Here is a 23,177-nt window from a genome sequence, read left to right as displayed (position 1 = left end):
GCGCTACCCAAGTCGGCTCTACAGCCAGGTCACGCGCCATCGTTATGATGGCGCTTCCTGTTTTTGCCTTGGATGCAGCGCGTGTCATCAGCCCTGGTGTGGTTTCGCCGTGATCTCCGCCTTGCCGACAACCCGGCCCTGCAGGCTGCGCTGGAGGCAGGGCATGACGTCGTCCCGGTCTACATCCACGCTCCGCACGAGGAGGGCAACTGGGCACCCGGCGCGGCATCCAATGCCTGGCGGCACCGTTCGCTGGCTGCGCTGGATGCGGACCTGCGCGCACGCGGCTCGCACCTGGTCCTGCGGCAAGGCGACAGCCTGGACGTGCTGCAGCAGCTGATCAGGGAGACCGGCGCGCAAGCGGTGTTCTGGAACCGCAGATACGAACCGGCGACGCAACCGCGTGATGCGAAGATCAAGCGCACGCTGCGTGAGCAGGGTCTGCAGGCAGACAGCTGCAACGGCAGCCTGCTGTTTGAACCGTGGGAGCTGGAAACCAAGCAGGGCGGCCCGTACAAGGTGTTCACCCCGTTCTGGCGCAACGCACTGAGTAAATGGAGGCTGCAGCCCGGCAGCGAGGCGCCGGCCAGCTTGCCCGCGCATGCCGTGCAGGGGCTCGCGCTGGACGCGCTGGGGTTGGCCCCCGCGCTGGACTGGGATGCCGGCTTCTGGGAGCACTGGCAGCCCGGCGAGGCCGGTGCGCGCGAGGCGCTGACGGTGTTTGTCGATGGTGCGCTGCACGGCTATCGCGAGCAACGCGACCTGCCGGACCGCGTCGGTACCTCGTTGCTGTCACCGCACCTGCACTTCGGCGAGATCGCGCCGTGGCGCATCGTGCATGCGCTGGAAGCAGAGCGCAGCGCCGGCCGCAGCGCCGACATCGACGCCTACATCCGCCAGTTGTGCTGGCGCGATTTCGCCCATCACCTGCTGCACCATTTCCCGAAGACCAGCGACGAGAACCTCAATGCGCGTTTCGACGGATTTGCATGGGCCACGCCCAGCGCCGCCGACCTGCAGGCGTGGCAGCAGGGCCGCACCGGCGTGCCCATCGTCGATGCCGGGCTGCGCCAGCTCTGGCATACCGGGACGATGCACAACCGGGTGCGGATGATCGTGGCCAGTTACCTGTGCAAGCACATGCGGGCGCACTGGATCGTCGGCGCGCGCTGGTTCTGGGACACTTTGGTCGATGCGGACCTGGCCAACAATTCCATGGGCTGGCAGTGGGTCGGCGGCACCGGGGCCGACGCCGCGCCGTATTTCCGGGTGTTCAACCCGGTGACCCAGGCCGAGAAATTCGATCCGCAGGCGCGTTACATCACGCGGTGGTTGCCTGAACTGGCCGCTCTGCCGGTCAAGGCCCGATTTGCCCCCTGGCAGCACGCCGCGCTGCTGGCGGCCAAGGCGCCAGGCTATCCGCGCGCACCGTTGGTCGGCCTGACGGAAGGCCGCGAGGCGGCGTTGGCGGCGTATCGCCGCACCGGGGCGGAGTAGGGCGCTTTTGCACGCCGTGGGGAACAAGCTGAACGGGGCGCTGTCCCCACGCGGTGCCCTCATCCCCGCATCGCGTCAGGCTGTATATGCTCACCCCGACGCACGCCGGACCAGCCGGCTTCCAAGGAGAACTCCATGATCCGTTCCGCTCCCCGCAATGTGGCCCTTGCCCTGATGACCGCCGCAGCGCTCAGCGCCTGCGCCACTGGCGGTTCCTACGTGCAGAGTGACCAGTACGGCAATGAAACCCAGCAGCAGAACCGCACCGGCCGCAACGCGCTGATCGGCACCGCAGTAGGTGTCGCAGCTGGCCTGTTGACCGGTGGCAGCGCGACCGAGCGCCGCCAGCACGCCATGATCGGCGCTGGCATCGGTGCGCTCAGTGGCGCGGCCGTTGGCCAGTACCAGGACCGCCAGGAACGCGCGCTGCGCGAACGTACCGCCAATACCGGTATCGACGTGGTGCGCCAGGGCGACAACATCAGCCTGAACCTGCCGGACGGCATCACCTTCGATTTCGGCAAGTCGGCGCTGAAGCCGCAGTTCTACGGCTCGCTCAACGGCGTCGCCAGCACGCTGTCCGAATACAACCAGACGATGATCGAAGTGGTCGGCCATACCGACAGCATCGGCAGCGACGCGGTCAACAACCGCTTGTCCAAGGAACGTGCCGATGCCGTGGCGTCCTACCTGACGGCGCAGGGCGTGCAGCGTGCGCGTATCGAAACGCTGGGCGCGGGCAAGGCCTATCCGATTGCCGATAACAGCACCGACGCGGGCCGCGCACAGAACCGCCGCGTGGAGATCCGTGTGATTCCCTTGCAGCAATAACGCGCAGCGTTATTGCGGTTGCGGCTTCGACCGCAACAAAATGCCGCCCTCGCAGGCGGCATTTTTTGTAGGTGACGACCGTTGGTCGTCACGCCGACAGCAAACAGCGTGACGACCAACGGTCGTCACCCACCGAAGTTCATGACGGCAGCGGCCGTCACTACCGAAGCGGTTGACGGCCAGTGGCCGTCATCACCCGATCAGGCAGCGACCACTTCCAGGATCCGCTTTCCTTCGGCGGCCGCTTCTGCTTCGGCTTTCTCGGTCTGCTGCTGCGCGTACTTCGCCGCCGGGCACTGCGCCATCATGTAGTTGGCGTCGAAGTTCAGCTTCTCCACCAGGAAATCCACGAACGCGCGCACCTTCGGCGACACCAGCTTGCCGCCGGCGAACACCGCGTTGAAGTCCACTTCCGGGCCGGTCCAGCCGGCCAGCACGCGGCGCACCATGCCGGTTTCGATGAACGGCTTGGCCATCACGTCACCGGTCAGCAACAGGCCTTCGCCGCACACCAGTGCGCCATTGAGCGCGGACACATCGTTGGCCACCATCAGGGGCGTGACCGGGAAATCACGCAGTTCGCCGCCGTTCTCGCCGAGCTGCCAGGTGATCCGGTTGGGATGGCTGTGGTACGCCTTGCGCATCGCCAGGATTCGATGGAACTGCAGCTCGTCCGGGTGCAGCGGCTCACCATGCCGTTCGATGTACGCCGGGCTGGCAAACACCTGCGTGCGCAGCGTGCCGAGCTTGCGCGCCACCAGGTTGGAATCGGGCAGCGACCCCACGCGCAGGGCCAGGTCGGCCTCGCCGGCGATCAGGTCCAGCTTCTCGTTGCCCAGATGCATGTCCAGGCGGATTTCCGGATACATCGCATGGAACTGACCCAGCAGCGGCGCGATCCAGGTGATGCCCAGCGAATAGGGCACGGTGAAGCGCAACCAGCCACGCGGGCCGGACTGCAGCTGGCTCACCGCACTCTCCGCTTCTTCCAGTTCGCGTGCGATGCGCTGGCAGTGCTCGTGGTAGATCGAGCCGGCCTCGGTAAGGCCCAGCCGACGCGTGGTCCGGTGCAGCAGGCGCGCGCCGAGGCGCGTTTCCAGTTCCTGCACCTTGCGGCTGACAGTGGTCTTGGGAAGGCCGAGCGATTTGGCTGCAGCAATGAAACTGCCTTGCTCGACCACTTTGACGAAGATCAGCGTTTCGTTGAGATCGTGGGACATGGTCGAATTCCTGGACGTCGGGGACGGGATTATCGTGACAAAAAGATTGGACCGGGTGCGGGATGATTATTCCCCTAAAAGAGGACTAATCAAGTAGGAGTTAGAAGCGCACCATGGCGCCATTCCCGAACCGGAGGCCATCAGTCATGAGCCTGCGCAACATTCTCAACCTTTTCCGCTCCGCCGACCAGCACGACCTGGACCAGGCGATGACGGTCGAAAATCGTCCCAGTTCCTTGGTTAACAAGGATTTTCGCGAGTTCACCGCCGTCCCGCGGCAGCAGCGTGGCGGTGCCCTGCGTATCCGCCCGCGTGGCATGGATCGCCTGGGCCGTATCGGTATTGTCCCGCAGATGGGAGGAAATATCCCGTGAACGGGACGCTGGCGCCGGAGGTCCTCGTCCTCGGCGGCACCGGTGCCGTGGGCCAGGGCGTGGTCGGTGCATTGCTGGAAGCCGGCAGCCCGGTGCTGGTGGTCGGCCGCGATCCGGGCCGGCTGGCCGCACTGCGGTTGCAGTTCGACGACGAGCCGGGCCTGGAGACCATGCTCGGCTCGCTGGCCGATGACGAATCGGCCAAGGTGGTCGCCGACCGCGTCGCCGCACGCCAGCGCCCGTTGGGCGCGGTGGTCGCAGCGCTCGGGGGGCCGTATGCACGTGGCCGGGTCATCGACCGTCCCGGCGATGCGCTGATGCAGACCCTGCAGCTGGACCTGATGCCGCACGTACACGCCGTCCGCCACCTGCTGCCGCTGCTGCAGGACCACCACCACCCGCGCCGCTTCGTGATCATCGGCAGCCCCGCCGGCCTCAAGCCGTGGGCCGCGCATGGTGATTCCTCGATCACTGCCGCGGCACTGCGCATGTACGCGCAGGTGGTGCACCAGGAGGCGCAGGCGATGGGCGTGCGCGCGCAGCTGCTGGAAGTCGGTGCGCCGGTGTGCACGCCCAGCAACGCCGCCAACGCCTGCATCGAGTGGCCGAGCGCGCTGTTGGTCGGCCGCCGCCTGGTCTCGCTGCTGGACCAGTGCCACGACAACCGCGCGATCGTGCGTTGCGATACGCGCGATGCGCAGCTGCCTCGCGGGCTGCTGCGGCTGGACGCGCCGCTGCGATGGCGCGAATCGGCCGGGAGTGCTTGACCTCAACCTTTGTTGAGGTCGCACCATCCCCCGGCCGCCGGCCCGACCGGCACCACGAACGACAGAACACCCGTATCACCACCCCCTACGGATACATGCCATGAACACCATGATGCCCCTCCACCGCACCACCCGCCGCCTGGCCTTCGCCACGGTTTCGGCGTTGGCCCTGGCCATCCTTACTGCCTGCAGTGGCAGCCATGCCGAAGAAGCCGGCGCACCGCCTGCCCCGGAAGTCAGCGCCGCGCCGGTGCTGGTCAAGCAGGTCAGCCAGTGGGATGAGTTCAGTGGGCGCGTCGAAGCGGTCGAGAATGTCGACCTGCGTCCACGCGTCTCCGGCTACATCGACAAGGTCAACTACATCGAAGGCCAGGAAGTGAAGAAGGGCGATGTGCTGTTCACCATCGATGCCCGCAGCTACCAGGCCGAGTACGACCGCGCCCGCGCCGAGGTCGCCCGCGCCCGCACCCAGTCCACGCTGGCCCGCGGCGAGTCCGAGCGCGCCAAGCGCCTGTCCGAACAGCAGGCCATCTCCACCGAAACCTGGGAACAGCGCCGTGCGGCGTCCGACCAGGCTGGCGCCCAGCTGCAGGCGGCGCAGGCGGCCCTGGATGCGGCGGCGCTCAACCTGGAGTTCACCAAGGTGCGCGCGCCGATCAACGGCCGTGCGGGCCGCGCGATGGTTACCGCCGGCAACCTGGTCAGCGCCGGTGATGCAGCCAGCGTGCTGACCACGCTGGTGTCGCTGGAGAAGGTGCACGTGTACTTCGATGCCGACGAAGCCACCTTCCTGCGCTATGCGCAGATGGCACGCAAGGGTGAGCGCCCCAGCGAGCGCGACGAATCGCTGCCGGTGCGCATCGGCCTGAGCGGCGAGCAGGGCTTCCCGCACGAAGGCAAGGTCGACTTCCTGGACAACCAGGTGACCCGCAGCACCGGCACCATCCGCGTCCGCGCGCTGCTGGACAATGCCGACCGCCAGTTCACCCCGGGCCTGTTCGCCCGCGTGCAGCTGCTCGGCAGCGGCCAGTTCCAGGCCATGCTGATCGACGACCGCGCGGTGCTGACCGACCAGGACCGCAAGTACGTCTACGTAGTCGACAAGGACGGCAAGGCGCAGCGTCGCGACATCGCGCTGGGTCGCAGTGCCGAAGGCCTGCGCATCGTGGAGAACGGACTGGCGGCCGGCGACAAGGTGATCGTCGACGGCGTGCAGAAGGTCTTCATGCCGGGCATGCCGGTACAGGCCAAGCCGGTGGCCATGCAGTCAGGCACCGCGCCCGCCGCCACCCCTGCAAAGGCCCCCGTCCCGGCACCCGCACCGGCACGCGTTGGTAGTGAAACCGCCGCACTGAACTGATCCATCCGGCCAGCGTCACCGCGAACCCCGATCCCCTGCCAGCACGGCAGGGGCAGGGTGGCTGCACCCCCGCGCCGGCCAAACCCAAGGACATTCCCATGGATTTCTCCCGCTTTTTCATCGACAGGCCGATCTTCGCGGCGGTGTTGTCGATCATCATCTTCGCCGCCGGCCTGATCAGCATCCCGCTGCTGCCGACCGGTGAATATCCCGACGTCGTCCCGCCTTCGGTGGTGGTGCGCACCGTGTACCCGGGCGCCAACCCGAAAGTGATCGCAGAAACGGTGGCCACGCCGCTGGAAGAAGCGATCAACGGCGTGGAGGACATGATGTACATGAAGTCCGTCGCCGGCTCCGACGGCGTGCTGCAGATGACCATCACCTTCCGCCCGAGCACCGACCCGGACGCGGCGGCGGTGAAGGTGCAGAACCGCGTGGCGCAGGCCCAGGCCCGTCTTCCCGAGGACGTGCGGCGGCAGGGCGTGACCACCCAGAAGCAGTCGCCGACCTTCCTGATGGTGGTGCACCTGACCTCGCCGAACGGAAAGTACGACACGCTGTACCTGCGCAACTACGCCCGCCTGCACGTCAAGGACGCGCTGTCGCGCATCCAGGGCGTGGGTGATGCACAGATCTTCGGTGGCGGTGACTACGCCATGCGTGCCTGGCTGGACCCGGACAAGATCGCTGCGCGCGGGCTGACCGCCAGCGACGTCGTCGGGGCGATGCGCGAGCAGAACGTGCAGGTCTCGGCCGGCCAGCTGGGTGCCGAACCGATGCCCAACAGCCAGTTCCTGACCCTGATCAATGCGCAGGGCCGGCTGAAGAGCGAGCAGGAATTCAACGACATCGTGCTCAAGAGCGGCGTCGACGGTGAAGTGGTGCGTCTGTCCGATGTCGCCCGGCTGGAACTGGGCGCCGGTGATTACACCCTGCGTTCGCAGCTGGATGGCAAGAACGCGGTGGGTATCGGCATCTTCCAGGCTCCCGGCGCCAACGCGCTGGAAATCCGCGATGCCGTCATGAACACCATGGACGAGATGCAGAAGACCTTCCCGGACGACGTCAAGTACGAGGCGGTGTATGACACCACCATCTTCGTGCGCGACTCGATCAAGGCGGTGGTGTCCACCCTGCTGGAAGCCATCGCGCTGGTGGTGCTGGTAGTGATCCTGTTCCTGCAGACCTGGCGCGCCTCGATCATTCCGCTGATCGCCGTGCCGGTCTCCATCGTGGGTACCTTCGCTGCGCTGTACCTGCTGGGCTTCTCGATCAACACGCTGAGCCTGTTCGGCCTGGTGCTGGCGATCGGCATCGTGGTCGATGATGCGATCGTGGTGGTGGAGAACGTCGAGCGCAACATCGAAGAAGGCCTGTCACCCACCGCCGCCGCCCACCAGGCGATGAAGGAAGTGTCCGGCCCGATCGTCGCCATCGCGCTGGTGCTGTGTGCGGTGTTCGTGCCGATGGCCTTCCTGTCCGGTGTCACCGGCCAGTTCTACAAGCAGTTCGCGGTCACCATCGCCATTTCCACGGTGATCTCGGCGATCAACTCGCTGACCCTTTCGCCGGCCCTGGCCGCGCGCCTGCTCAAGCCGCATGACGCCGCCAAGGATGCGCCGACACGCATCATCGATCGCCTGTTCGGCTGGATCTTCCGTCCGTTCAATCGCTTCTTCAAGTCCAGCTCGGAGAAGTACGAGCGCAGCGTGTCCAACATCCTCGGCAAGCGTGGCGCGGTGTTCGTGGTGTACGCGCTGCTGCTGGTCGGCACCGGTGTGATGTTCAAGCTGGTCCCGCCGGGCTTCATCCCCACCCAGGACAAGCTGTACCTGATCGCCGGCGTGAAGCTGCCGGAAGGCTCTTCCATCGCCCGGACCGACGCGATGCTGAAGAAGGTCGCGCAGATCGCCATGGAAACCGATGGCGTGGCGCACACCATTTCCTTCCCCGGCCTCAATGCACTGCAGTTCACCAACACGCCCAACACCGGCGTGGCCTTCGTACCGCTGAAGCCCTTCAGCGAGCGCAATGGCCGCACCGCTGCGCAGATCAACGCGGAGATCAACCAGAAGATCGCCGCGCTGCAGGAGGGCTTTGCGTTCTCGATGATGCCGCCACCGATCCTCGGCCTGGGCAACGGCAACGGCTACCAGATGTTCATCGAAGACCGCGGCAACCTGGGTTACGGTGCGCTGCAGACGGCCGTGCAGACCATGCAGGGCGCTGTCTCGCAGACCCCGGGCATGGCCTTCCCGATCACCAGCTACCAGGCCAACGTGCCGCAGCTGGATGCCGAAGTGGATCGCGTCAAGGCCAAGGCCCAGGGCGTGCAGCTGACCGAACTGTTCGATACGTTGCAGACCTACCTCGGTTCGTCCTACGTCAACGACTTCAACCAGTTCGGCCGCACCTGGCAGGTGATCGCCCAGGCCGATGGCCAGTTCCGTGACAGCGTGGAAGACATCGGCCGCCTGCGTACCCGCAACGACCGTGGCGAAATGGTGCCGATCGGTTCGATGGTCACCGTCAAGCAGACCTTCGGCCCGGACCCGGTGCTGCGCTTCAATGGCTACCCGGCCGCCGACCTGGCCGGTGAAACCGATCCGCGCCTGCTGTCGTCCACCGAAGGCATGGCCAAGCTGACCGAGATCGCCGCCCAGGTGCTGCCGCCGGGCATGGTCACCGAATGGACCGATCTGAGCTACCAGCAGGCCACCCAGGGCAATGCCGCGCTGATCGTGTTCCCGGTGGCGGTGATGCTGGCCTTCCTGGTGCTGGCCGCGTTGTATGAAAGCTGGTCGCTGCCGCTGGCGGTGATCCTGATCGTCCCGATGACCCTGCTGTCGGCCCTGTTCGGCGTGTGGCTGACCGGCGGTGACAACAACGTGTTCGTGCAGGTCGGCCTGGTGGTGCTGATGGGCCTGGCGTGCAAGAACGCGATCCTGATCGTCGAGTTCGCCCGGGAGCTGGAAATGGGCGGCAAGGGCATCGTCGAAGCGGCGCTGGAAGCCTGCCGCCTGCGTCTGCGCCCGATCGTGATGACCTCCATCGCCTTCATCGCCGGCACCGTGCCGCTGGTGCTGTCGCATGGTGCAGGCGCCGAGGTCCGCTCGGTCACCGGCATCACGGTGTTCGCCGGCATGCTGGGCGTAACGTTGTTCGGCCTGTTCCTGACCCCGGTGTTCTACGTGGCCCTGCGCAAGTTCGTCACCCGCAATGGCGGTGGCCAACTGGTGACCCACGGCGAATCCACGCTGCATCACTGATCCGTTCCTCCCCCGGTAGCCGCCGAGCATTGCCCGGCGCTACCCCTGACCCAACCTGGAACCCCACAATGAACGCGAATACCCACAAGATTGCGCTGGTCACCGGTGCCACCCGTGGCATCGGCACCGAGACCGTGCGCCAGTTGGCGCAGGCCGGCGTGCACACCCTGCTGGCCGGCCGCAAGCGCGACACCGCCGTGGAAGTCGCCCTGAAGCTGCAGGCCGAAGGGCTGCCGGTGGAAGCCATCGAGCTGGACGTCACCGACGAAGCCAGCATCGCCGCTGCCGTCGAGCAGGTCCGCACCCGCCATGGCCACCTGGACATCCTGGTCAACAACGCCGGCATCCTGCTTGATGACATCAGCAAGGCGCCGTCGCAGCAGTCTTTGGATGCCTGGCGGCGCACCTTCGACACCAACGTGTTCGCGCTGGTGGCGGTGACCCAGGCGTTCCTGCCGCTGCTGCGCGAATCGGCCGCTGCGCGCATCGTCAACGTGTCCAGCCTGCTCGGTTCGGTCACCCTGCACAGCCAGCCGGGTTCGCCCATCTATGACTTCAAGGTGCCGGCCTACAACGTGTCCAAGAGTGCAGTGAATGCCTGGACCGCACAGCTGGCCTACGAACTGCGCGACACCGCGCACAAGGTCAACACCGTGCATCCGGGCTACGTCAAGACCGACATGAACGGTGGCGAGGGCGAAGTGGAAGTGTCCGTGGGCGCGCAGTCCAGCGTGCAGATGGCGCTGCTGGACGCCGATGGCCCGAACGGCAGCTTCACCTACCTGGGTGAGGTGCTGCCGTGGTGATCAAAACCCTGGTGGTTGCCCTGGCCAGCGTGCTGCTGGCCGGCTGCGTGACCGTCGGACCCAACTACAAGGCGCCGGTGGAAGCACCGGTGACCCTGCAGGGATCGGCGGCGCCGGTGTACAGCACCGAGTCGCCGGTGGCGACCTGGTGGGCACAGTTCGATGATCCGGTGCTGGAGGAACTGGTGCACCGCGCGCTGGCCGACAACCTGGATCTGCGTGTCTCGGTATCGCGCGTGCAGCAGGCGCGTGCGGTGTTCGTTGAAAGCCGCCTGGACCAGGCCCCGCATGTCACCGCAGGCGGTTCGTACGACCGCCGCAAGCAGCCAGATACGTTGGCCGGTGGCGAACGGGTGTTCAGTGAAAGCTACCAGCTCGGCTTCGACGCCGGCTGGGAGCTGGATCTGTTCGGTCGCCAGCGTCGTGCCGCCGAAGCCGCGCGCGCGGACCTGGATGCGGAGTGGGCCAACCTCGCCGATGCCCAGGTGCTGGTCGCCGCCGAAGTGGCACGCAATTACTTCGAGCTGCGCGGCACGCAGAAGCGCATCGCAGTAGCCGAACAGACCTTGGGCAACCTGCGTGACACCCAGAAGCTGACTGAAACCCGCTGGGACCTGGGCGCTGGCAGCGAGCTGGACGTGCAGAGCAGCCGCGCCCGGTTGAAGGCCATCGAAGCAGACATCCCGCTGCTGGAAGTGGCCCAGACCCAGTCGCGGCATCGCTTGGCCGTATTGCTGGGCCTGCGTCCGGATGCGTTGGACGGCCTGCTCGCCCCGCGCGACGTGCCGGCCTTCGCCAAGGCATTGCCGCTTGGCGACACGCGCGAGCTGCTGCGCCAGCGAGCGGACGTACGCGTGGCCGAACGGCGGCTTGCCGCAGCCACGGCACGGGTCGGCGTTGCCACCGCGGATCTGTTCCCGCGGTTGTCGCTGAGCGGCTTCGTCGGCTTCCTTGGTGGCGATGCCAGCGGGCTGGTCAACGGCAACAACAAAGCGTGGTCGCTGACCCCGTCGTTGAGTTGGGCCGCGTTTGATTTCGGCACCGTGCGTGCGCGCCTGAAGGCCAGCAAGGCCGAAGCCGATGGCGTGGCGGCGCAGTACGAACAGGCCGTGCTGCTGGCGCTGGAAGATACGGAGAACGCGCTGACCCGCTACGCCAAGCAGCAGGCCCGGCTGGCGATCGTCGCCGAGCAGGCGCAGGCCGCACGGCGTGCGGAAACGCTGGCGCAGATCCGCTATCGCGAAGGGTCGGAAGACTTCCTGACCCTGCTCGATGCGCAGCGCACGCAGCTGTCGGCCGACGATGCACTGGCCGCCGCCGAAGCGGAGGTCAACGTCAGCGTGGTCGGTGTGTACAAGGCACTCGGCGGCTGGGGCCAGGCCGCACAGCCAACCGTCGCGCTGGCCAACTGACGCAGCACCGGTAATGACAGCCGCTGGCCGTGGTGGGTGCTTCTGCCCTCGGTGGGTGACGACCGTTGGTCGTCACGCTCCCGCGCTTGCCGCTGCGCTCGCCGAGCATGGCTCGGCGCTACCCAGCGCAGGCGACACCCCGGTAGTGACGGCCGCTGGCCGTCACGCTCCTGCCGTTGGTGGGTGACGACCGTTGGTCGTCACGCTCCCGCGCTTGCCGCTGCGCTCGCCGAGCATGGCTCGGCGAGTGCAGCGCAGGCGACACCCCGGTAGTGACGGCCGCTGGCCGTCACGCTCCTGCCGTTGGTGGGTGACGACCGTTGGTCGTCACGCTCCCGTGCTTGCCGCTGCGCTCGCCGAGCATGGCTCGGCGCTACCCAGCGCAGGCGGCACCCCGGTAGTGACGGCCGCTGGCCGTCACGCTGTTACCGCGCATCCCACTCCAGCTCCACCAGCAACGGGAAATGATCGGACGGCAGGATGCCGTCCACCCGCCCGTCAAGGGTGGCGAAGCTGCGCGCCTTGAAGCCGCGCACCAGTACCCAGTCCAGTTCAGTGGTCGCCTTTCCGGTGAAATCATGGAAGGTCTTCTTCGGTCCACGCGGCGCAGCCACCTGCGTGCGTGCATCCTGCAACGCGGTGGTGAACGCCGCGTAGGTCGGCCCACCCGGTTCGCTGTTGAAGTCGCCGGTCACCACCACCGGGATATCCGGCGACAGCGTCTTCAGGTGCGCCACGATCGCCTGTGCACCGCGGACGCGCTGCGGCTCGTCTTCTTCGCGGTAGGGCAGGTGGGTGTTGAACAGGTAGAAGCGCCGGCCGTCCGTCACACGACGGAACAAGCCCCAGGTCACCATGCGCGGGAACAGGTTGCCCCAGCTGATGCTGCCTGGCACATCCGGCGTATCGGACAGCCAGAAGTTGCCGGACTGCTCCAGCGCCAGCGCCTTGCTGTCGTAGAACACGCCCATGTGCTCATCGCCATCACCGCCACGCCGCCCTTCGCCGAACCACTGGTAGTCCGGCAACTGCGCGGCAAGGTAATCGGCCTGCTCCTTGACCAGTTCCTGCGTACCCATGACGTCCGGGTGCGCAGTGCGGATGGTGGCCACCAGCGCCTCACGACGATCAGGCCAGCGTTTCTGCGGCGCGGTATCGGCAGGCGTGCGTACGTTGAAGGACATCACCTTCAGCGGTGCGGGCGGGGTGGCCGCCGCAGCAGGCAGCGCAAGCGCAAGCAGAAGCAAAGCGGCAGGGCGCCGCAGACGATGCAACATGAGAATCCCTCCATTCCAGGCAAACACGGTCGTGGCAAGGGTCGCACGGAAGGGAGGGGAGGGGATGTGCCGTTCCGGCTGGTTGGCCGGATCAACTGGGCAGCGCGTCCCATCGCTGTACCAGCCCGACCAGGTAGACCAGCCCGTACAGCAGGCAGATGGCCGAGCTGACCCAGACGAACCGCGCGCTGCGCCCGTTGCCAACCAGTACGAACGGGCCCAGCAGCGCGCGCAGCAGGAAGACGCTGGAAATGCCAACCAGCACCGGCCGCAACAGGGGCAGGGGACCGATCAGCCCCGCCCCGGACAGCGCATAGGCCGCCCACGCCAGCAGCACGACGCAGATCACGCTGGTCAGCGCCGCCGGAACGCGGCTGCCGTTGCGGGCTGCCGCCACGATACGGTCGCCCGCACCGCACCACTGGTAGCCACGCGGGCCCTGCAGGATCACCACCAGGTGCAGCAGCGCGGCCAGTGCGGTCAGTGCTGCGGCGGTGATCAGCAGGGGCGTACCGGAAGAGGGCATCACCGGGCCTGCTTCATGCACGGGCCTCGGCGTCTTCAAGCAGCGCCAGGCGGTCACTGCGACCGCTCCACAGAGCATGGTCCGGCAGCGGTTGCATGCGCTCCAGCAACACCGGCCAGCGCTGCGCCAGCCGGGCGTTCAGGTGCAGGAAGTGCTGGTTGCCTGCATCCAGCGCGTTGTCGGCGAGGATGGCATCTTCCGGACATTCCGGGACGCAAAGGCCACAGTCCACGCACTCCTGCGGATTGATGGCGATGAAATTGGGACCCACGTGGAAGGCGTCGGTCGGACAGATGTCCACACAAAGGGTGTGCCGGCACTGGATGCAGTTCTCGGTCACGACATAGGTCATGGAAAACCTCCTGCAGTTGAGGGAGTGATGAAGCTCAAGCGGTCAGGCCACCGTCGATCACGAAGGTCTGGCCGGTCAGGTAGCCGGCACTGGACGACAGCAGGAAGTTGGCCAATGCAGCGACCTCGCTGACCTCACCCAGGCGTTTGAGCGGAATGTCGGCGGTGATCGATCTACGGATGGCAGGATCGATCTGCTCGACCATTTCCGTTGCGATGAAGCCCGGCGCGATCGCGTTGACGGTGATCCTGAAGCGCGCCAGTTCCACTGCAAGGGTCCGCGTGATGCCGATCATCGCGGCCTTGGTGGCGGCGTAGCCGACCTGGCCCTTGTTGCCTCTCAGGCCGGTCACCGAGGACATCTGGATGATGCGGCCCCGGCGCGCCGGAACCATCGCCGAGGACATGAACCGGCTGAAATAGATCGCCGAATCCAGGTTGGTGGCCACCACGTCGCGGTAGCGTTCGACGTCCAGGTTGAACATCAACTGGTCGCCGGTGATGCCCATGTTGTTGATCAGGCCATACGGCTCACCGAAGCGTTCGATGAGCTGTTCACAGGCCTGTTCCACCGCGGCAGCGTCGCGGCCATCGCACTGGATGCCGTGCGCTTGCCCGTCCGCAGCGGCGACCTCCTGTTCAAGCAGTCCGGCCGCTTCGGCGGAGGACTGGTAGGTGAAAGCCACGATATAGCCTTCGGTGGCAAGTGCCTTCACCAGGCCCCTGCCAATGCCGCGGCTGCCCCCGGTCACCAGCACCCAGGGGGTGTTGGATGAAGTGGTTGTCTGCATGTCGGTCTCCGGTTCGACTCGTTGTGAGGTACGTTGCACGTTGCTGGATGCTGCGGCGGTCATGCGCCGGCGGCCTGTCGGGTCCACTGCCTGGCGGTCATCTCGGCATAGCCGAAGGCCGCTTCGTAGCTCGGTCCGGCAACCCACGCGCTGAGGAAATGGACGCCGCGTACGGGGAACCCGTGGTGGAACGTGTGGCCCTTCAGGCTGGTGCCGACCATGGCGCCGTAGCCCGAACCCTCGGTGTTGTTGGTGAACCGGGCATAGGTATGCGGCGTCGCTACCTCGGTGTGCAGCATGTGTCCGCACAGCGCGGGCGCCTGGCGTAGCAGCCGCTCCACCAGCGTTGCCGCAGCACGGGTCTTCTTCTCCCGATAGGCGGGCGTGCGCCGTTGCGGCCAGTGCGCGGCCGAGTCCAGCACGTTCAGGCAGAGCACGTTGCCCCCCCGTGCATCCAGCGCCCGGTAATTGGTGACCTCCATGGGCGAGCACTGCCAGTACGCATGTTCGCTGGCGGCCTCGCCGGCACCGGCTTGCATCGCGGTCCTGCGCGCGCTGAACGCCGCAGACGGGTCGTCGGCGAACAGCATCGATTCGGTGTGGGGCAGTCCCAGCGTGGACGGGTCCACGTCGGTGACCAGGTAGACCGTGGTGGTCGAACGCGCAGGCTTGAGTGCGGCCAGCCTGCTGACCGTGTCCTCCAGCGCGACGTCCTCGCCGAACAGGTTGCCCGCAGCGTAGTGGGGGGATGCGTTGATGTAGACCTGGTCGGCGTGAAACACGCCACGGCGGGTGCGCACCCCGGTCACATGCCCGCCCCCATCGGTGAGCACCTGTTCGACCGCCGTGCCGAGCAGCACCTGACCACCGGCGTCGATCACCTGCTGCGCCAGCAGGTTGGACAGGTGCTGCGAGGAGCCGGTGACGTACGCGTTGCCCCGACGCAAGGTGGCATACACCACGTGCAGGTAGTACAGATAGCCGAGATCTTCTGGATAACCGCCCACGTAGATGCCCGGGGCGGCCAGCAGTTCGACCAGGAAAGGATCGTCGACCAGCTCGGCCAGGCCGTCGTACACGGTTCTGGACTTCAGGTGGCGGTGGGCATGTCGCAGCTGTGCCATGTCCGGTTCGAAGCTGCCGTCCTGCATCTGGAACTGGTAATAGCCATTGCGGCCATGTGTCAGCACGTGCTCGAAGAAGGCGGCGATGCCCGCCTCCTGTTGGGGGAAGCGTGCCGTCAGCAAGGCTTGTACGCCGGCCGCATCATTGGGCAGTACCAGCGTCTGCTCGGCGCGGCGGGCGCAGAAATAGTCAGCGGGTCGAACCAGCCCAAGCGCCGCTTCCAGGCCCAGGCTTCGCAGGATCCGCAGCAGGTTGCCTTCCTCGTCCATGCCGCTGAGCTTGTGCAGGCTGCAGTCGAACGTGGCCTCCAGGCGAGGGCGTGAGAACGTGGACGCATAGCCGCCGACGGCGATGTGCTTGTCGATCAGCAGCAGGCGCGCGGAGGGATCCCGCTTCACCAGCAAGGCCGCACAGGCCAGGCTGGTGATGCCGGCGCCCACGAAGATGGCGTCCCAGCGTTGCTGTGTCATCAGCGCAGGCCCAGTTTGTCCATCCACGCATACAGCGCGGAGAAACGTTCGGCGTTCACGCGGACGTTGTGCTCCGACCGCCACACCGCTTCGATCGCCTCTGGATTGTCCGGCTGGACCGGGAAGTCGAACGAGGTGTGCAGCGCGATCTCCGGATTGTAGGTGTACATGTCGACCAGCCGCGGGAAGATCTGCCGGGCCATCGCGCGCACCTGTTCGACCTCCTCCGCGCTGGCGGTCTCGAAGTAGGATTCGGCGATCCAGCGACCAAAGGCGATATGCCGTGCTTCGTCATGGTGGTGCGCGCGGAACAGGGTGCGGGTCATCGGCTCCACGTCCGTACCCTGGGTCGTATGCATCGCGCCCATCTCCGCTACCCATTCCAGCAACAGGGTGAACAGCACCCCCACCGGTGGTGCCATGGCCGGCAGCGTATCGGTGAGCAGCGTGTACAGTCCCTGCGGCGGCTGGAACAAGGGCAGGCCGGCCTTGGCCATGAATCGCTTGAAGGTCAGCGTATGGACGATTTCCTCCTTGGAGAACACCATCAGGTATTCCTGCAGCTCCGGCGCGATGCGTGCGTGGTCGCGGGTGATGTAGCCCATGTACAACGGTGGCAGGGTCTGTTCCAGCCAGATGAACATGGAGATGTCGCGCGCTGTTTCCAGCCAGGCCAGTTCGAGCCGGTTGGCCTTGGTCAATGCCTCGGCGAAGGGTGTGCCGGTGATCCACAGGTGGTCCAGGTTCTTCGGCGCGATGTCTTTGTCGATCGGCTCATTCCACGGCAGTACCGTGGCGTGGTCCATCGTATCCAGGTGCGAGGCTTCGCTCAGGCGTAGCACTTTCTCCATACGGGACGGGGCGATGGTGAGCGTGGTTTCTGTCTGCATGGTGGTTCCTTTGCGGCGCGTTGGTGAGGCGGCAAGCAACGCCCGGTCAAGCCGTCCCCTGCGCTGCCTGGGTGAGTTCCAGGATGTAGTCGCAGAGCGCCTGGAGCGTGTTGATGTTGCGGCTGGCAAATGCCTTGGGATCCATCGCCACGCCCAGCTTCTTCCTCACCACGACCTGCATTTCCACAAAATCCAGGCTGTCCAGGTCCAGGGCTTCGATGGTGCTCTCCAGGGTGATGTTCTCGATCTCCTCATCCTTCAGTTCCAGGATCAGCTCACGGATGATGTTGAATACGGATTCAGTGGTGTTCATGGGTATCGTTCTCCTGTGGGTAGGCCAGTTTCCGGATCATCAGACCCAGCGTGATGGTCATGACGTGGCGCTGCTGCAGGTGCACGCCGAGATCCAGCGTGCCCACTGCTTCATCGTCACGTTCGACCAGGTCGATGTTGTCGATCTGGTAATCAACGACGGGGGGAAGCGCACCGGCGCAGCAGAGTCCGCCGGCGAATACGGTCTGGTGCGTGGTCTGCACCAGCAGGTGCGAGCTCAGGTCCTGGATGTGGTCGAGCTGTTCGTCCAGCCGCAAGGCCGGTCCAAGCCGATCGAATACGGCGCAGAGGCGGTACCGGACGAAGTCACCGAATACCAGCGCATCCAGCGCGACCCATTGATCCAGTTGCTTGCCGAGGCCGTCTTCGAAATGGCGCAGCCAGGCTTCGGTTTCGCCCACCGGAAGGGTGATGCGACGCGCGTCGGAGTCCCAGACAGGCGCTTCGATGCGGCGTGCCCCGCCGATGAAATGTTCCGCAGCGCCCGTGCACGGACGCAGTTTGAATCCGGTCCGGTCCACGCGATGGACCAGTGCCAGGCTGACGTCGCGGTCGCGCAGGACAGGCGCCTTCAACAGCGTTTTGAAGTGGATCCAAGGGGCGGCGTCCTGCCCCGGCTCCGCTGCCGCCGCGCGGCCTAGCGCTTGCTTGATCGGCAGCATCGCCAGCATGCCGTGGACCACCACGTCGGCGGCATTCATGCGCAGGGCGGCTTCACGGTTGAAGTGGATGGGGTTGCGGTCGCCTGAGAGTCGCGCCCAGGCCTCGATGTCCTGGCTGTCGAAACGAAGGTCCATGCTTACTCCGCCCGGGCGATCATCACGCCCGCGTTGGCGCCGCCGAAGCCGAAACTCAGGTTCAAGGCGTTGTGGATGTCACGGTCGTGCAGGTGTTGGTTGGCCACGTAATCCAGATCGCACTCCGGGTCGGGGCGGTCCAGATGGATCGTTGCGGGGATGGTGCGATGCTCGATGGCCTTCAGGCACAGGACCGCCTCCAGCGCGCCGGCTGCACCGATCAGGTGGCCGGTATAGGACTTGGTGCTGGACATCGGGATCGCATGCGCGGCCTGGCCCAGTGCTTCCTTCAGCGCGTTGGTTTCGTTGACATCATTGAGCGGCGTGGAGGTGCCATGCAGGTTCACGTAGCCGATGTCTTCGGGCGCCACGCCAGCCTGCACGCACACCTGGCGGATCACCTGCACGCGTGCCTGCATGTCCTCGGCCGGTGCGGTCATGTCGTAGGCGTCGGAGAAATTCGCGTAGCCGGTGATCTCGCCGAGGATGCGGGCGCCACGCTGCCGTGCCAGTTCGTAGTCCTCCAGGCACAGCACGGCTGCGCCTTCGGAAAGCACGAAGCCGCTGCGGTCCTGGCTGAAGGGACAGCAGGCGCGCCGGATGTCGTCCTGCTCCTTGCTCAGGGCCTGGATCACATCGACCGACCAGACGTTGAACTGTTCTTTCAATGACTCGCTGCCGCCGGCCAGCATGACCTTGGCACGCCCGCTGCGGATGGCCTCGTAGGCTTCGCCGACGGCGATGGTGCCCGTCGCGCAGGCGGCTACCGGACTGTTCTGCACGCCGCGGAAGTTCCAGTGCATGGTGACGCCGGCGGTTGCCGCGTTGCACATCGACATGACCGTGGCGAACGACGTTGCCACGCCGGTCTGGCGGTAGTCATTGTTGTTGGCATTGGCGGTATCCAGACCTCCCCAGCCGGTGCCGAGCATCACGCCACGCTCGAACGGCGTGCAGATCTCGTCGAGCCCGGTGTCACCGAATGCCATGCCGATGGCCTCCTCGGCCGCGACAAGGCAGTACTTGGCGAACAGCGGCAGCATCTTTGAGGTCTTCTTCGAAAACGGCCGCATCTGCTCGCGTCCGAAGTCATCGATGAAGCCGAAATAGCGCGCGGTGATGGCTGGATCGTCGTGGGTATACCGCTTGTAGCCCACGCGGTAGGCCATGATCGCTTGCCATATCGCGTCGGCGGTGGCGCCCATCGAACTGATGGCGCCGTATCCGGTGATGGCGACGCGGCGCGGGGGAGGGGTAACGGGCATATCCATGGTGCTGGTCTCCTGCAGCAAGGTGCATGGGATGTCGCCGCGTGATGGCGGCAATCGGGTATCAGGCATCTGCAAAGGCGCGTTCCACGACGTAGTCGCCGGGGTGACCGCGTCCCGGGGAAACGGCGAAGCCACGGGCATCGAGCAGGGCGCGTGTTTCTGCCAGCATGGCCGGCCCGCCGCAGATCATTACCCGGTCGCTTCCGGGCGATAGCGCAGGCAGGCCAAGGTCGTCGCAGAGCCGGTTGTCGGCGATCAGGTCGGTGATGCGGCCCTGGTGCAGGAATGGCTCGCGGGTGACGGTCGGGTAATACACAAGTTTCGAACGGACCGCCTCGCCGAGATAATCATGGCGAGGCAACTCCTGCTGGAGATATTCGCGATAGGCGAGGTCGGCCGCCGTTCGCACGCCGTGCACGAGCACCACTTTTTCGAAGGCGGCGTAAGTTTCCGGATCGCCTGCCAGGCCGAGGAATGGAGCCAGTCCGGTGCCCGTGCAGAGCAGGTAAAGCACCCGGCCTGGCCGCAGGTCGGAAAGAATCAACGTGCCGGTCGGTTTGTTACCCACCAGCACCCCATCGCCGGGCCGCAGATGCTGGAGTTCAGTGGTGAGCGGGCCCCCGGGCACCTTGATGCTGAAGAACTCCAGATAGTCTTCATGGCTGGGACTGGCCAGGCTGTAGGCGCGCATCAGTGGGCGCCCTTCGCGTAGCAGTCCCACCATCACGAACTGGCCACTTTCAAACCGGAACGATGGTGAGCGGGTCGTGGTGAAACTGAAAAGGCTGTCGTTCCAATGACGAACGGCGAGGACGCTTTCTACCCTGTTTGATCTTCCTGCAGCCGGTGTCGCTGTAGTTTCCGGCGCCGGAAGGGCGGGGGTCGCATGCTGCACAACGTCGGGGGCATTCATTCAAACTGTGACCGCGTGAATGTAGGAAGTGCGACCTTAGTTGTGGAGTCGCGCGTCGGGTGTGCGGTCGGTCACAGTGTTAATCGTCAAGGTATATACATAATGTTCAAGACGTCATCGCTGTGTTTTTGATTTCATAAAGTGTCGCAACGCGCGCGCCATTTAGTTCGGAAAGTCCTGATGACCGAGCCCGGTTTGTACCGAATCCGACATCGTGCGGGGCAGGCAGTAGCGGTTTCCGTGCAACGTCGTCGGCAATGGCTGTCGAGCCTCTTCACCCGACGCAATCGACAGGATCACCAGTGCACGACATCTCTCCCGCTACGCTTGGGCCAACACGTAACTCCCTGTCGGAAAGGACTGTCATGATCAAGTGGGCCATCATCTTCGCCATCATCGGCCTCATCGCCGGTGCCCTCGGCTTCGGCGGCATCGCCGGCGCGTCGGTCGGCATCGCCAAGTTCCTGTTCTGGGCGGGCATCATCATTGCCGTGGTGCTGTTCCTGCTCGGCATGACGATTGCCAAGAAAGTGACCTGACCGGTTCTTTCGCGCACGTGCAATCAAAAAGCCGCATCGGTGACGATGCGGCTTTTTTGCTGTGTGGGATCAGCCGATGCCGGGTCTGTTGATCAACGCTTCCACGCGGTGCCCGTCGGGATCGATGAGGAAAGCCGCGTAGTAGTGGGGGCCGTAATCGGGGCGGGCGCCGGGCGCGCCATTGTCCTGGCCGCCGGCGGCGACACCGTCACGATGGAAGGCATCAACCGCCTCCTGCGATGTCGCGGCAAACGCGATGTGGAAGCCGTCGCGCGGCGGGGCGGCATCGTCGGTGAGGTTGAGCAGCAACAGGTCCTGATCGTCGACCAGGCCATAGCCGATGGATTGCTCGCCCTCGAAGACGCGGCGATAACCCAATGCACCGAGGGCGGCGTCGTAGAAGCAGCCGGCGCGGGCGAGGTCGCCTACGCCCAGAGAAAGATGGTGGAACATCGGACATCGCAGTGGGATCGGACACCGAGCATAGCGGTGGCTCGGCTGCGCCGCTGCGATGGGTGCAGCGCTGGCTGCTTCTCTTTCTGCAGATCCGTCCGCGTCATGGGGAAACCGCGCGGGCGGGGTAGGGCGCGCAAGGCATGCCTGCACGCGCTGGCGGGGGCGAAAGCCTGTCGCCACCTGCGGACCTGACTGCGCGGGTGGCCCGTCTCAGGCGGCCGGCACGAACGGGGGCGGCGGCTGGTTGGTCATTCCCCAGAACATGCCGAGCTCCTGCACGGCAGACAGGAACTCATCGAAGTCGAGCGGCTTCACCACGAAGGCATTCACGCCCACCTCGTAGCTTTTCACCAGATCGCGGTCCTGGCGGGAGGCGGTCAGCATCACCACAGGGGTATGTCGCAGGGTTTCGTCGCGGCGGATCTCGGCGAGCACTTCCAGGCCAGTCAACTTGGGCAGTTTCAGGTCCAGCAGCACGACGACCGGGCCACCGTGGTGCAGCCCGCTGTAGCGGCCGGTGCTGCGCAGGTAATCCAGCGCTTCTTCGCCATCGCGCACATGGATCACGGGATTGAGCAACTGGCAGCGTGCCAGAGCAGCGATGGTCAGCTCTGCGTCCTGCAGGCTGTCTTCTACGAGCAGTATCGGTCGCAGGTCTCTCATGCAGCGTCCTTCAGGATCGGTTTGCCAGCGTCACTGGTCTGGCGTGGGGGCGCATAGATTTGCATGAGGCTGCCCCGCTGTCAGCACTTTGATGAACGGTTAATATTAACGCTTCAGGATGTGCGTTCAGACTGTTCTGTGACCTACCTCCCACCCTGAACTTCCCGGTAAGGCAAATGCGCCAGAATCACGCGGGTTTAACCGCCGCGTCGACAAATTGACGGTGCGCGAAGGGTCGGCAGGGGGACTCTACACGTAGGTGAAAACCTGCGTAGGCGTGAAAGCCCCCCACACACAGGACTCACTCATGGAGCTCATGATTGCGCTGCTCGGCATCGCCGCAGCCTTTGCCGCGGCGCTGGTCGCGCTGCAGGCGGCCACACTGGTATGGAAGAAGCTCCGCGTGCGGCGTGATGCCATCAGGAGATCGATGGCCTGATGCGTGCGGTCCGTTATGCATATGAAAAAGCCCGACGTTGGCGTGCGTCGCCGTTGGTGTCGGCCTGGGCGGCATTCCGTTATGCCCTGACTGGCGACACCGGGTACTTCCGGTCCCATGCGGGCTGGAGGCTGTCGCGCATCCATCGAGGTTCGCTGGAAGAGGAGGAGTGAGGCGGTAAACGAAAAAGCCCGGAAACCCTTGAATTGCGGGGGTTTCCGGGCTCTCGCGGACCTTCTCGGTCCCATCAATGGTGGAGGTGGGCGGAATTGAACCGCCGTCCGAAGGCACTCCATCCCCAGCTCTACATGCTTAGCTCACCGTTGAGTCTCGTCCCGGAACAGCACGGTGTGCGAAGCACATCCCGGAACAAGCCTGTTGTGTTCTAGTGCCGGACTGACAGGCAGCCGCCCAGCTCGATCCCATGATAATGACTCTACGCTGCGAGCATGGACACAAGCAGTTTCGAGGCTCCGCCTAAGTCGGCAGAAGGTCTAACTCAACAGCTTTTAGGCTGCGAGTGCGACCGGAGCGTAGTTGTCGTCGTTGGCAACTAGAGTTTTGCAGCTGGATTTACGAGGAAAGCTACCCCCTCGGCATGCGCCAAGCGACTTCACAACCCCCGTCGAAACCAATGCACCCCCGGTTTCTAACAAGTGCTTGCAAGTACTGGCCCAGTTCCGATGACGCTGGAGCAGGGCTGCCCAACGAGGGTGATGCTACGCCAATCCGGCTGAACAGTCACGCAAATGCGCGACTTCCGGTAGCGGGTGTGCATCTCGAACTGTTAACTTCTTGCC

The 23,177-nt window shown here is 65.3% G+C and carries 22 protein-coding genes, 1 other RNA gene and 1 pseudogene; 10 read left to right on the top strand and 14 right to left on the bottom strand.

The window, feature by feature from the left end:
• Positions 1–81 precede the first annotated feature (81 nt).
• Positions 82–1,497 carry an FAD-binding domain-containing protein gene (locus tag IFT63_RS08275; protein ID WP_192083806.1) on the top strand — a complete coding sequence of 472 codons (1,416 nt, stop codon included), beginning with the start codon at positions 82–84 and terminating at the stop codon, positions 1,495–1,497.
• 135 nt (positions 1,498–1,632) lie between these two features.
• The gene (locus IFT63_RS08270; protein ID WP_042612375.1) at positions 1,633–2,328 is read left to right on the top strand and encodes an OmpA family protein; all 696 of its coding nucleotides are present in this window, start codon (positions 1,633–1,635) and stop codon (positions 2,326–2,328) included.
• A 200-nt stretch (positions 2,329–2,528) separates the two neighbouring features.
• On the opposite strand, the gene IFT63_RS08265 is transcribed toward IFT63_RS08270, so the two are convergent.
• Positions 2,529–3,548, bottom strand: a complete 1,020-nt coding sequence (locus IFT63_RS08265; RefSeq protein WP_057506671.1) for a LysR family transcriptional regulator — start codon at positions 3,546–3,548, stop codon at positions 2,529–2,531.
• A gap of 146 nt (positions 3,549–3,694) precedes the next feature.
• Here IFT63_RS08265 and IFT63_RS08260 point away from each other — a divergent pair, with 146 nt between their 5' ends.
• From IFT63_RS08260 to IFT63_RS08235, 6 genes are all read left to right on the top strand, one after another.
• On the top strand, positions 3,695–3,922 hold the full coding sequence (locus IFT63_RS08260) for a hypothetical protein (protein ID WP_042612373.1): 228 nt from the start codon (positions 3,695–3,697) through the stop codon (positions 3,920–3,922).
• The gene (locus IFT63_RS08255) at positions 3,919–4,689 is read left to right on the top strand and encodes an SDR family NAD(P)-dependent oxidoreductase (protein WP_192083805.1); all 771 of its coding nucleotides are present in this window, start codon (positions 3,919–3,921) and stop codon (positions 4,687–4,689) included. Before IFT63_RS08260 ends, IFT63_RS08255 begins: the two co-directional genes overlap by 4 nt.
• Before the next feature lie 112 nt (positions 4,690–4,801).
• Positions 4,802–6,049, top strand: coding sequence for an efflux RND transporter periplasmic adaptor subunit (locus IFT63_RS08250; protein ID WP_042612409.1), 1,248 nt, complete (start codon positions 4,802–4,804; stop codon positions 6,047–6,049).
• Between the two features lie 98 nt (positions 6,050–6,147).
• Positions 6,148–9,318: a multidrug efflux RND transporter permease subunit gene (locus IFT63_RS08245; RefSeq protein WP_192083804.1), complete on the top strand. Its 3,171-nt coding sequence runs from the start codon at positions 6,148–6,150 to the stop codon at positions 9,316–9,318.
• Between the two features lie 68 nt (positions 9,319–9,386).
• Positions 9,387–10,124, top strand: a complete 738-nt coding sequence (locus IFT63_RS08240) for an SDR family oxidoreductase (RefSeq protein ID WP_192083803.1) — start codon at positions 9,387–9,389, stop codon at positions 10,122–10,124.
• Positions 10,118–11,536 carry an efflux transporter outer membrane subunit gene (locus tag IFT63_RS08235; RefSeq protein WP_192083802.1) on the top strand — a complete coding sequence of 473 codons (1,419 nt, stop codon included), beginning with the start codon at positions 10,118–10,120 and terminating at the stop codon, positions 11,534–11,536. The genes IFT63_RS08240 and IFT63_RS08235 overlap by 7 nt, the downstream gene beginning before the upstream one ends.
• Before the next feature lie 425 nt (positions 11,537–11,961).
• Here the strand turns inward: IFT63_RS08235 and IFT63_RS08230 are convergent, their stop codons facing one another.
• From IFT63_RS08230 to IFT63_RS08185, 10 genes and pseudogenes are all read right to left on the bottom strand, one after another.
• Positions 11,962–12,813: an endonuclease/exonuclease/phosphatase family protein gene (locus IFT63_RS08230; RefSeq protein WP_192083801.1), complete on the bottom strand. Its 852-nt coding sequence runs from the start codon at positions 12,811–12,813 to the stop codon at positions 11,962–11,964.
• Between the two features lie 91 nt (positions 12,814–12,904).
• Positions 12,905–13,339 (bottom strand): hypothetical protein, encoded by a 435-nt coding sequence (locus IFT63_RS08225; RefSeq protein WP_192083800.1) that lies wholly within the window; start codon positions 13,337–13,339, stop codon positions 12,905–12,907.
• A 13-nt stretch (positions 13,340–13,352) separates the two neighbouring features.
• On the bottom strand, positions 13,353–13,691 hold the full coding sequence (fdxA, locus tag IFT63_RS08220; protein ID WP_192083799.1) for a ferredoxin FdxA: 339 nt from the start codon (positions 13,689–13,691) through the stop codon (positions 13,353–13,355).
• A gap of 34 nt (positions 13,692–13,725) precedes the next feature.
• Positions 13,726–14,481, bottom strand: coding sequence for a 3-oxoacyl-ACP reductase FabG (gene fabG / locus IFT63_RS08215; RefSeq protein ID WP_192083798.1), 756 nt, complete (start codon positions 14,479–14,481; stop codon positions 13,726–13,728).
• 59 nt (positions 14,482–14,540) lie between these two features.
• Complete coding sequence (locus IFT63_RS08210; protein WP_192083797.1) at positions 14,541–16,076, bottom strand: NAD(P)-binding protein; 1,536 nt, start codon at positions 16,074–16,076, stop codon at positions 14,541–14,543.
• Positions 16,076–16,966: a diiron oxygenase gene (locus IFT63_RS08205; protein ID WP_192083796.1), complete on the bottom strand. Its 891-nt coding sequence runs from the start codon at positions 16,964–16,966 to the stop codon at positions 16,076–16,078. The genes IFT63_RS08210 and IFT63_RS08205 overlap by 1 nt, the downstream gene beginning before the upstream one ends.
• 46 nt (positions 16,967–17,012) lie before the next feature.
• Positions 17,013–17,279, bottom strand: a complete 267-nt coding sequence (locus IFT63_RS08200) for a phosphopantetheine-binding protein (protein WP_192083795.1) — start codon at positions 17,277–17,279, stop codon at positions 17,013–17,015.
• Positions 17,266–18,096, bottom strand: coding sequence for a MaoC family dehydratase (locus tag IFT63_RS08195; RefSeq protein WP_192083794.1), 831 nt, complete (start codon positions 18,094–18,096; stop codon positions 17,266–17,268). The genes IFT63_RS08200 and IFT63_RS08195 overlap by 14 nt, the downstream gene beginning before the upstream one ends.
• 2 nt (positions 18,097–18,098) lie before the next feature.
• Entirely contained in the window at positions 18,099–19,367 is a 1,269-nt protein-coding gene (locus IFT63_RS08190; RefSeq protein WP_192083793.1) for a beta-ketoacyl-[acyl-carrier-protein] synthase family protein, read from the bottom strand.
• A 61-nt stretch (positions 19,368–19,428) separates the two neighbouring features.
• A pseudogene (locus IFT63_RS08185) lies at positions 19,429–20,187 on the bottom strand (ferredoxin--NADP reductase); the annotation flags it as partial.
• 458 nt (positions 20,188–20,645) lie between these two features.
• On the opposite strand from IFT63_RS08185, the gene IFT63_RS08180 reads away from it, so the two are divergent.
• Positions 20,646–20,819 carry a DUF1328 domain-containing protein gene (locus tag IFT63_RS08180; protein ID WP_042612362.1) on the top strand — a complete coding sequence of 58 codons (174 nt, stop codon included), beginning with the start codon at positions 20,646–20,648 and terminating at the stop codon, positions 20,817–20,819.
• A 69-nt stretch (positions 20,820–20,888) separates the two neighbouring features.
• Here the strand turns inward: IFT63_RS08180 and IFT63_RS08175 are convergent, their stop codons facing one another.
• Both IFT63_RS08175 and IFT63_RS08170 read right to left on the bottom strand, forming a co-directional pair.
• Positions 20,889–21,272 carry a VOC family protein gene (locus tag IFT63_RS08175; RefSeq protein WP_192083791.1) on the bottom strand — a complete coding sequence of 128 codons (384 nt, stop codon included), beginning with the start codon at positions 21,270–21,272 and terminating at the stop codon, positions 20,889–20,891.
• Between the two features lie 213 nt (positions 21,273–21,485).
• Positions 21,486–21,938: a response regulator gene (locus IFT63_RS08170; protein ID WP_192083790.1), complete on the bottom strand. Its 453-nt coding sequence runs from the start codon at positions 21,936–21,938 to the stop codon at positions 21,486–21,488.
• Between the two features lie 307 nt (positions 21,939–22,245).
• On the opposite strand from IFT63_RS08170, the gene IFT63_RS17675 reads away from it, so the two are divergent.
• Positions 22,246–22,377, top strand: a complete 132-nt coding sequence (locus IFT63_RS17675; RefSeq protein ID WP_274602579.1) for a hypothetical protein — start codon at positions 22,246–22,248, stop codon at positions 22,375–22,377.
• Positions 22,378–22,628: 251 nt separating this feature from the next.
• On the opposite strand, the gene ssrA is transcribed toward IFT63_RS17675, so the two are convergent.
• Positions 22,629–23,021, bottom strand: a transfer-messenger RNA (tmRNA) gene (ssrA, locus tag IFT63_RS08165).
• Positions 23,022–23,177: the final 156 nt, after the last annotated feature.

Source organism: Stenotrophomonas sp. CFBP 13724 (assembly GCF_014841975.1).
Taxonomy (GTDB): Bacteria; Pseudomonadota; Gammaproteobacteria; order Xanthomonadales; family Xanthomonadaceae; genus Stenotrophomonas; species Stenotrophomonas lacuserhaii.
Note: the sequence above shows the minus strand (reverse complement) of the source record. Positions and strands in the feature narration are given on the sequence as shown.

Excerpts from the sequence above, each read along its gene's own strand:
- IFT63_RS08270 (WP_042612375.1), top strand. The coding sequence starts at position 1,633 with ATGATCCGTTCCGCTCCCCGCAATGTGGCCCTTGCCCTGATGACCGCC.
- IFT63_RS08265 (WP_057506671.1), bottom strand. The coding sequence starts at position 3,548 with ATGTCCCACGATCTCAACGAAACGCTGATCTTCGTCAAAGTGGTCGAG.
- IFT63_RS08260 (WP_042612373.1), top strand. The coding sequence starts at position 3,695 with ATGAGCCTGCGCAACATTCTCAACCTTTTCCGCTCCGCCGACCAGCAC.
- IFT63_RS08250 (WP_042612409.1), top strand. The coding sequence starts at position 4,802 with ATGCCCCTCCACCGCACCACCCGCCGCCTGGCCTTCGCCACGGTTTCG.
- IFT63_RS08245 (WP_192083804.1), top strand. The coding sequence starts at position 6,148 with ATGGATTTCTCCCGCTTTTTCATCGACAGGCCGATCTTCGCGGCGGTG.
- IFT63_RS08240 (WP_192083803.1), top strand. The coding sequence starts at position 9,387 with ATGAACGCGAATACCCACAAGATTGCGCTGGTCACCGGTGCCACCCGT.
- IFT63_RS08230 (WP_192083801.1), bottom strand. The coding sequence starts at position 12,813 with ATGTTGCATCGTCTGCGGCGCCCTGCCGCTTTGCTTCTGCTTGCGCTT.
- IFT63_RS08225 (WP_192083800.1), bottom strand. The coding sequence starts at position 13,339 with ATGCCCTCTTCCGGTACGCCCCTGCTGATCACCGCCGCAGCACTGACC.
- fdxA (WP_192083799.1), bottom strand. The coding sequence starts at position 13,691 with ATGACCTATGTCGTGACCGAGAACTGCATCCAGTGCCGGCACACCCTT.
- fabG (WP_192083798.1), bottom strand. The coding sequence starts at position 14,481 with ATGCAGACAACCACTTCATCCAACACCCCCTGGGTGCTGGTGACCGGG.
- IFT63_RS08210 (WP_192083797.1), bottom strand. The coding sequence starts at position 16,076 with ATGACACAGCAACGCTGGGACGCCATCTTCGTGGGCGCCGGCATCACC.
- IFT63_RS08205 (WP_192083796.1), bottom strand. The coding sequence starts at position 16,966 with ATGCAGACAGAAACCACGCTCACCATCGCCCCGTCCCGTATGGAGAAA.
- IFT63_RS08200 (WP_192083795.1), bottom strand. The coding sequence starts at position 17,279 with ATGAACACCACTGAATCCGTATTCAACATCATCCGTGAGCTGATCCTG.
- IFT63_RS08195 (WP_192083794.1), bottom strand. The coding sequence starts at position 18,096 with ATGGACCTTCGTTTCGACAGCCAGGACATCGAGGCCTGGGCGCGACTC.
- IFT63_RS08190 (WP_192083793.1), bottom strand. The coding sequence starts at position 19,367 with ATGGATATGCCCGTTACCCCTCCCCCGCGCCGCGTCGCCATCACCGGA.
- IFT63_RS08180 (WP_042612362.1), top strand. The coding sequence starts at position 20,646 with ATGATCAAGTGGGCCATCATCTTCGCCATCATCGGCCTCATCGCCGGT.
- IFT63_RS08175 (WP_192083791.1), bottom strand. The coding sequence starts at position 21,272 with ATGTTCCACCATCTTTCTCTGGGCGTAGGCGACCTCGCCCGCGCCGGC.
- IFT63_RS08170 (WP_192083790.1), bottom strand. The coding sequence starts at position 21,938 with ATGAGAGACCTGCGACCGATACTGCTCGTAGAAGACAGCCTGCAGGAC.
- IFT63_RS17675 (WP_274602579.1), top strand. The coding sequence starts at position 22,246 with ATGGAGCTCATGATTGCGCTGCTCGGCATCGCCGCAGCCTTTGCCGCG.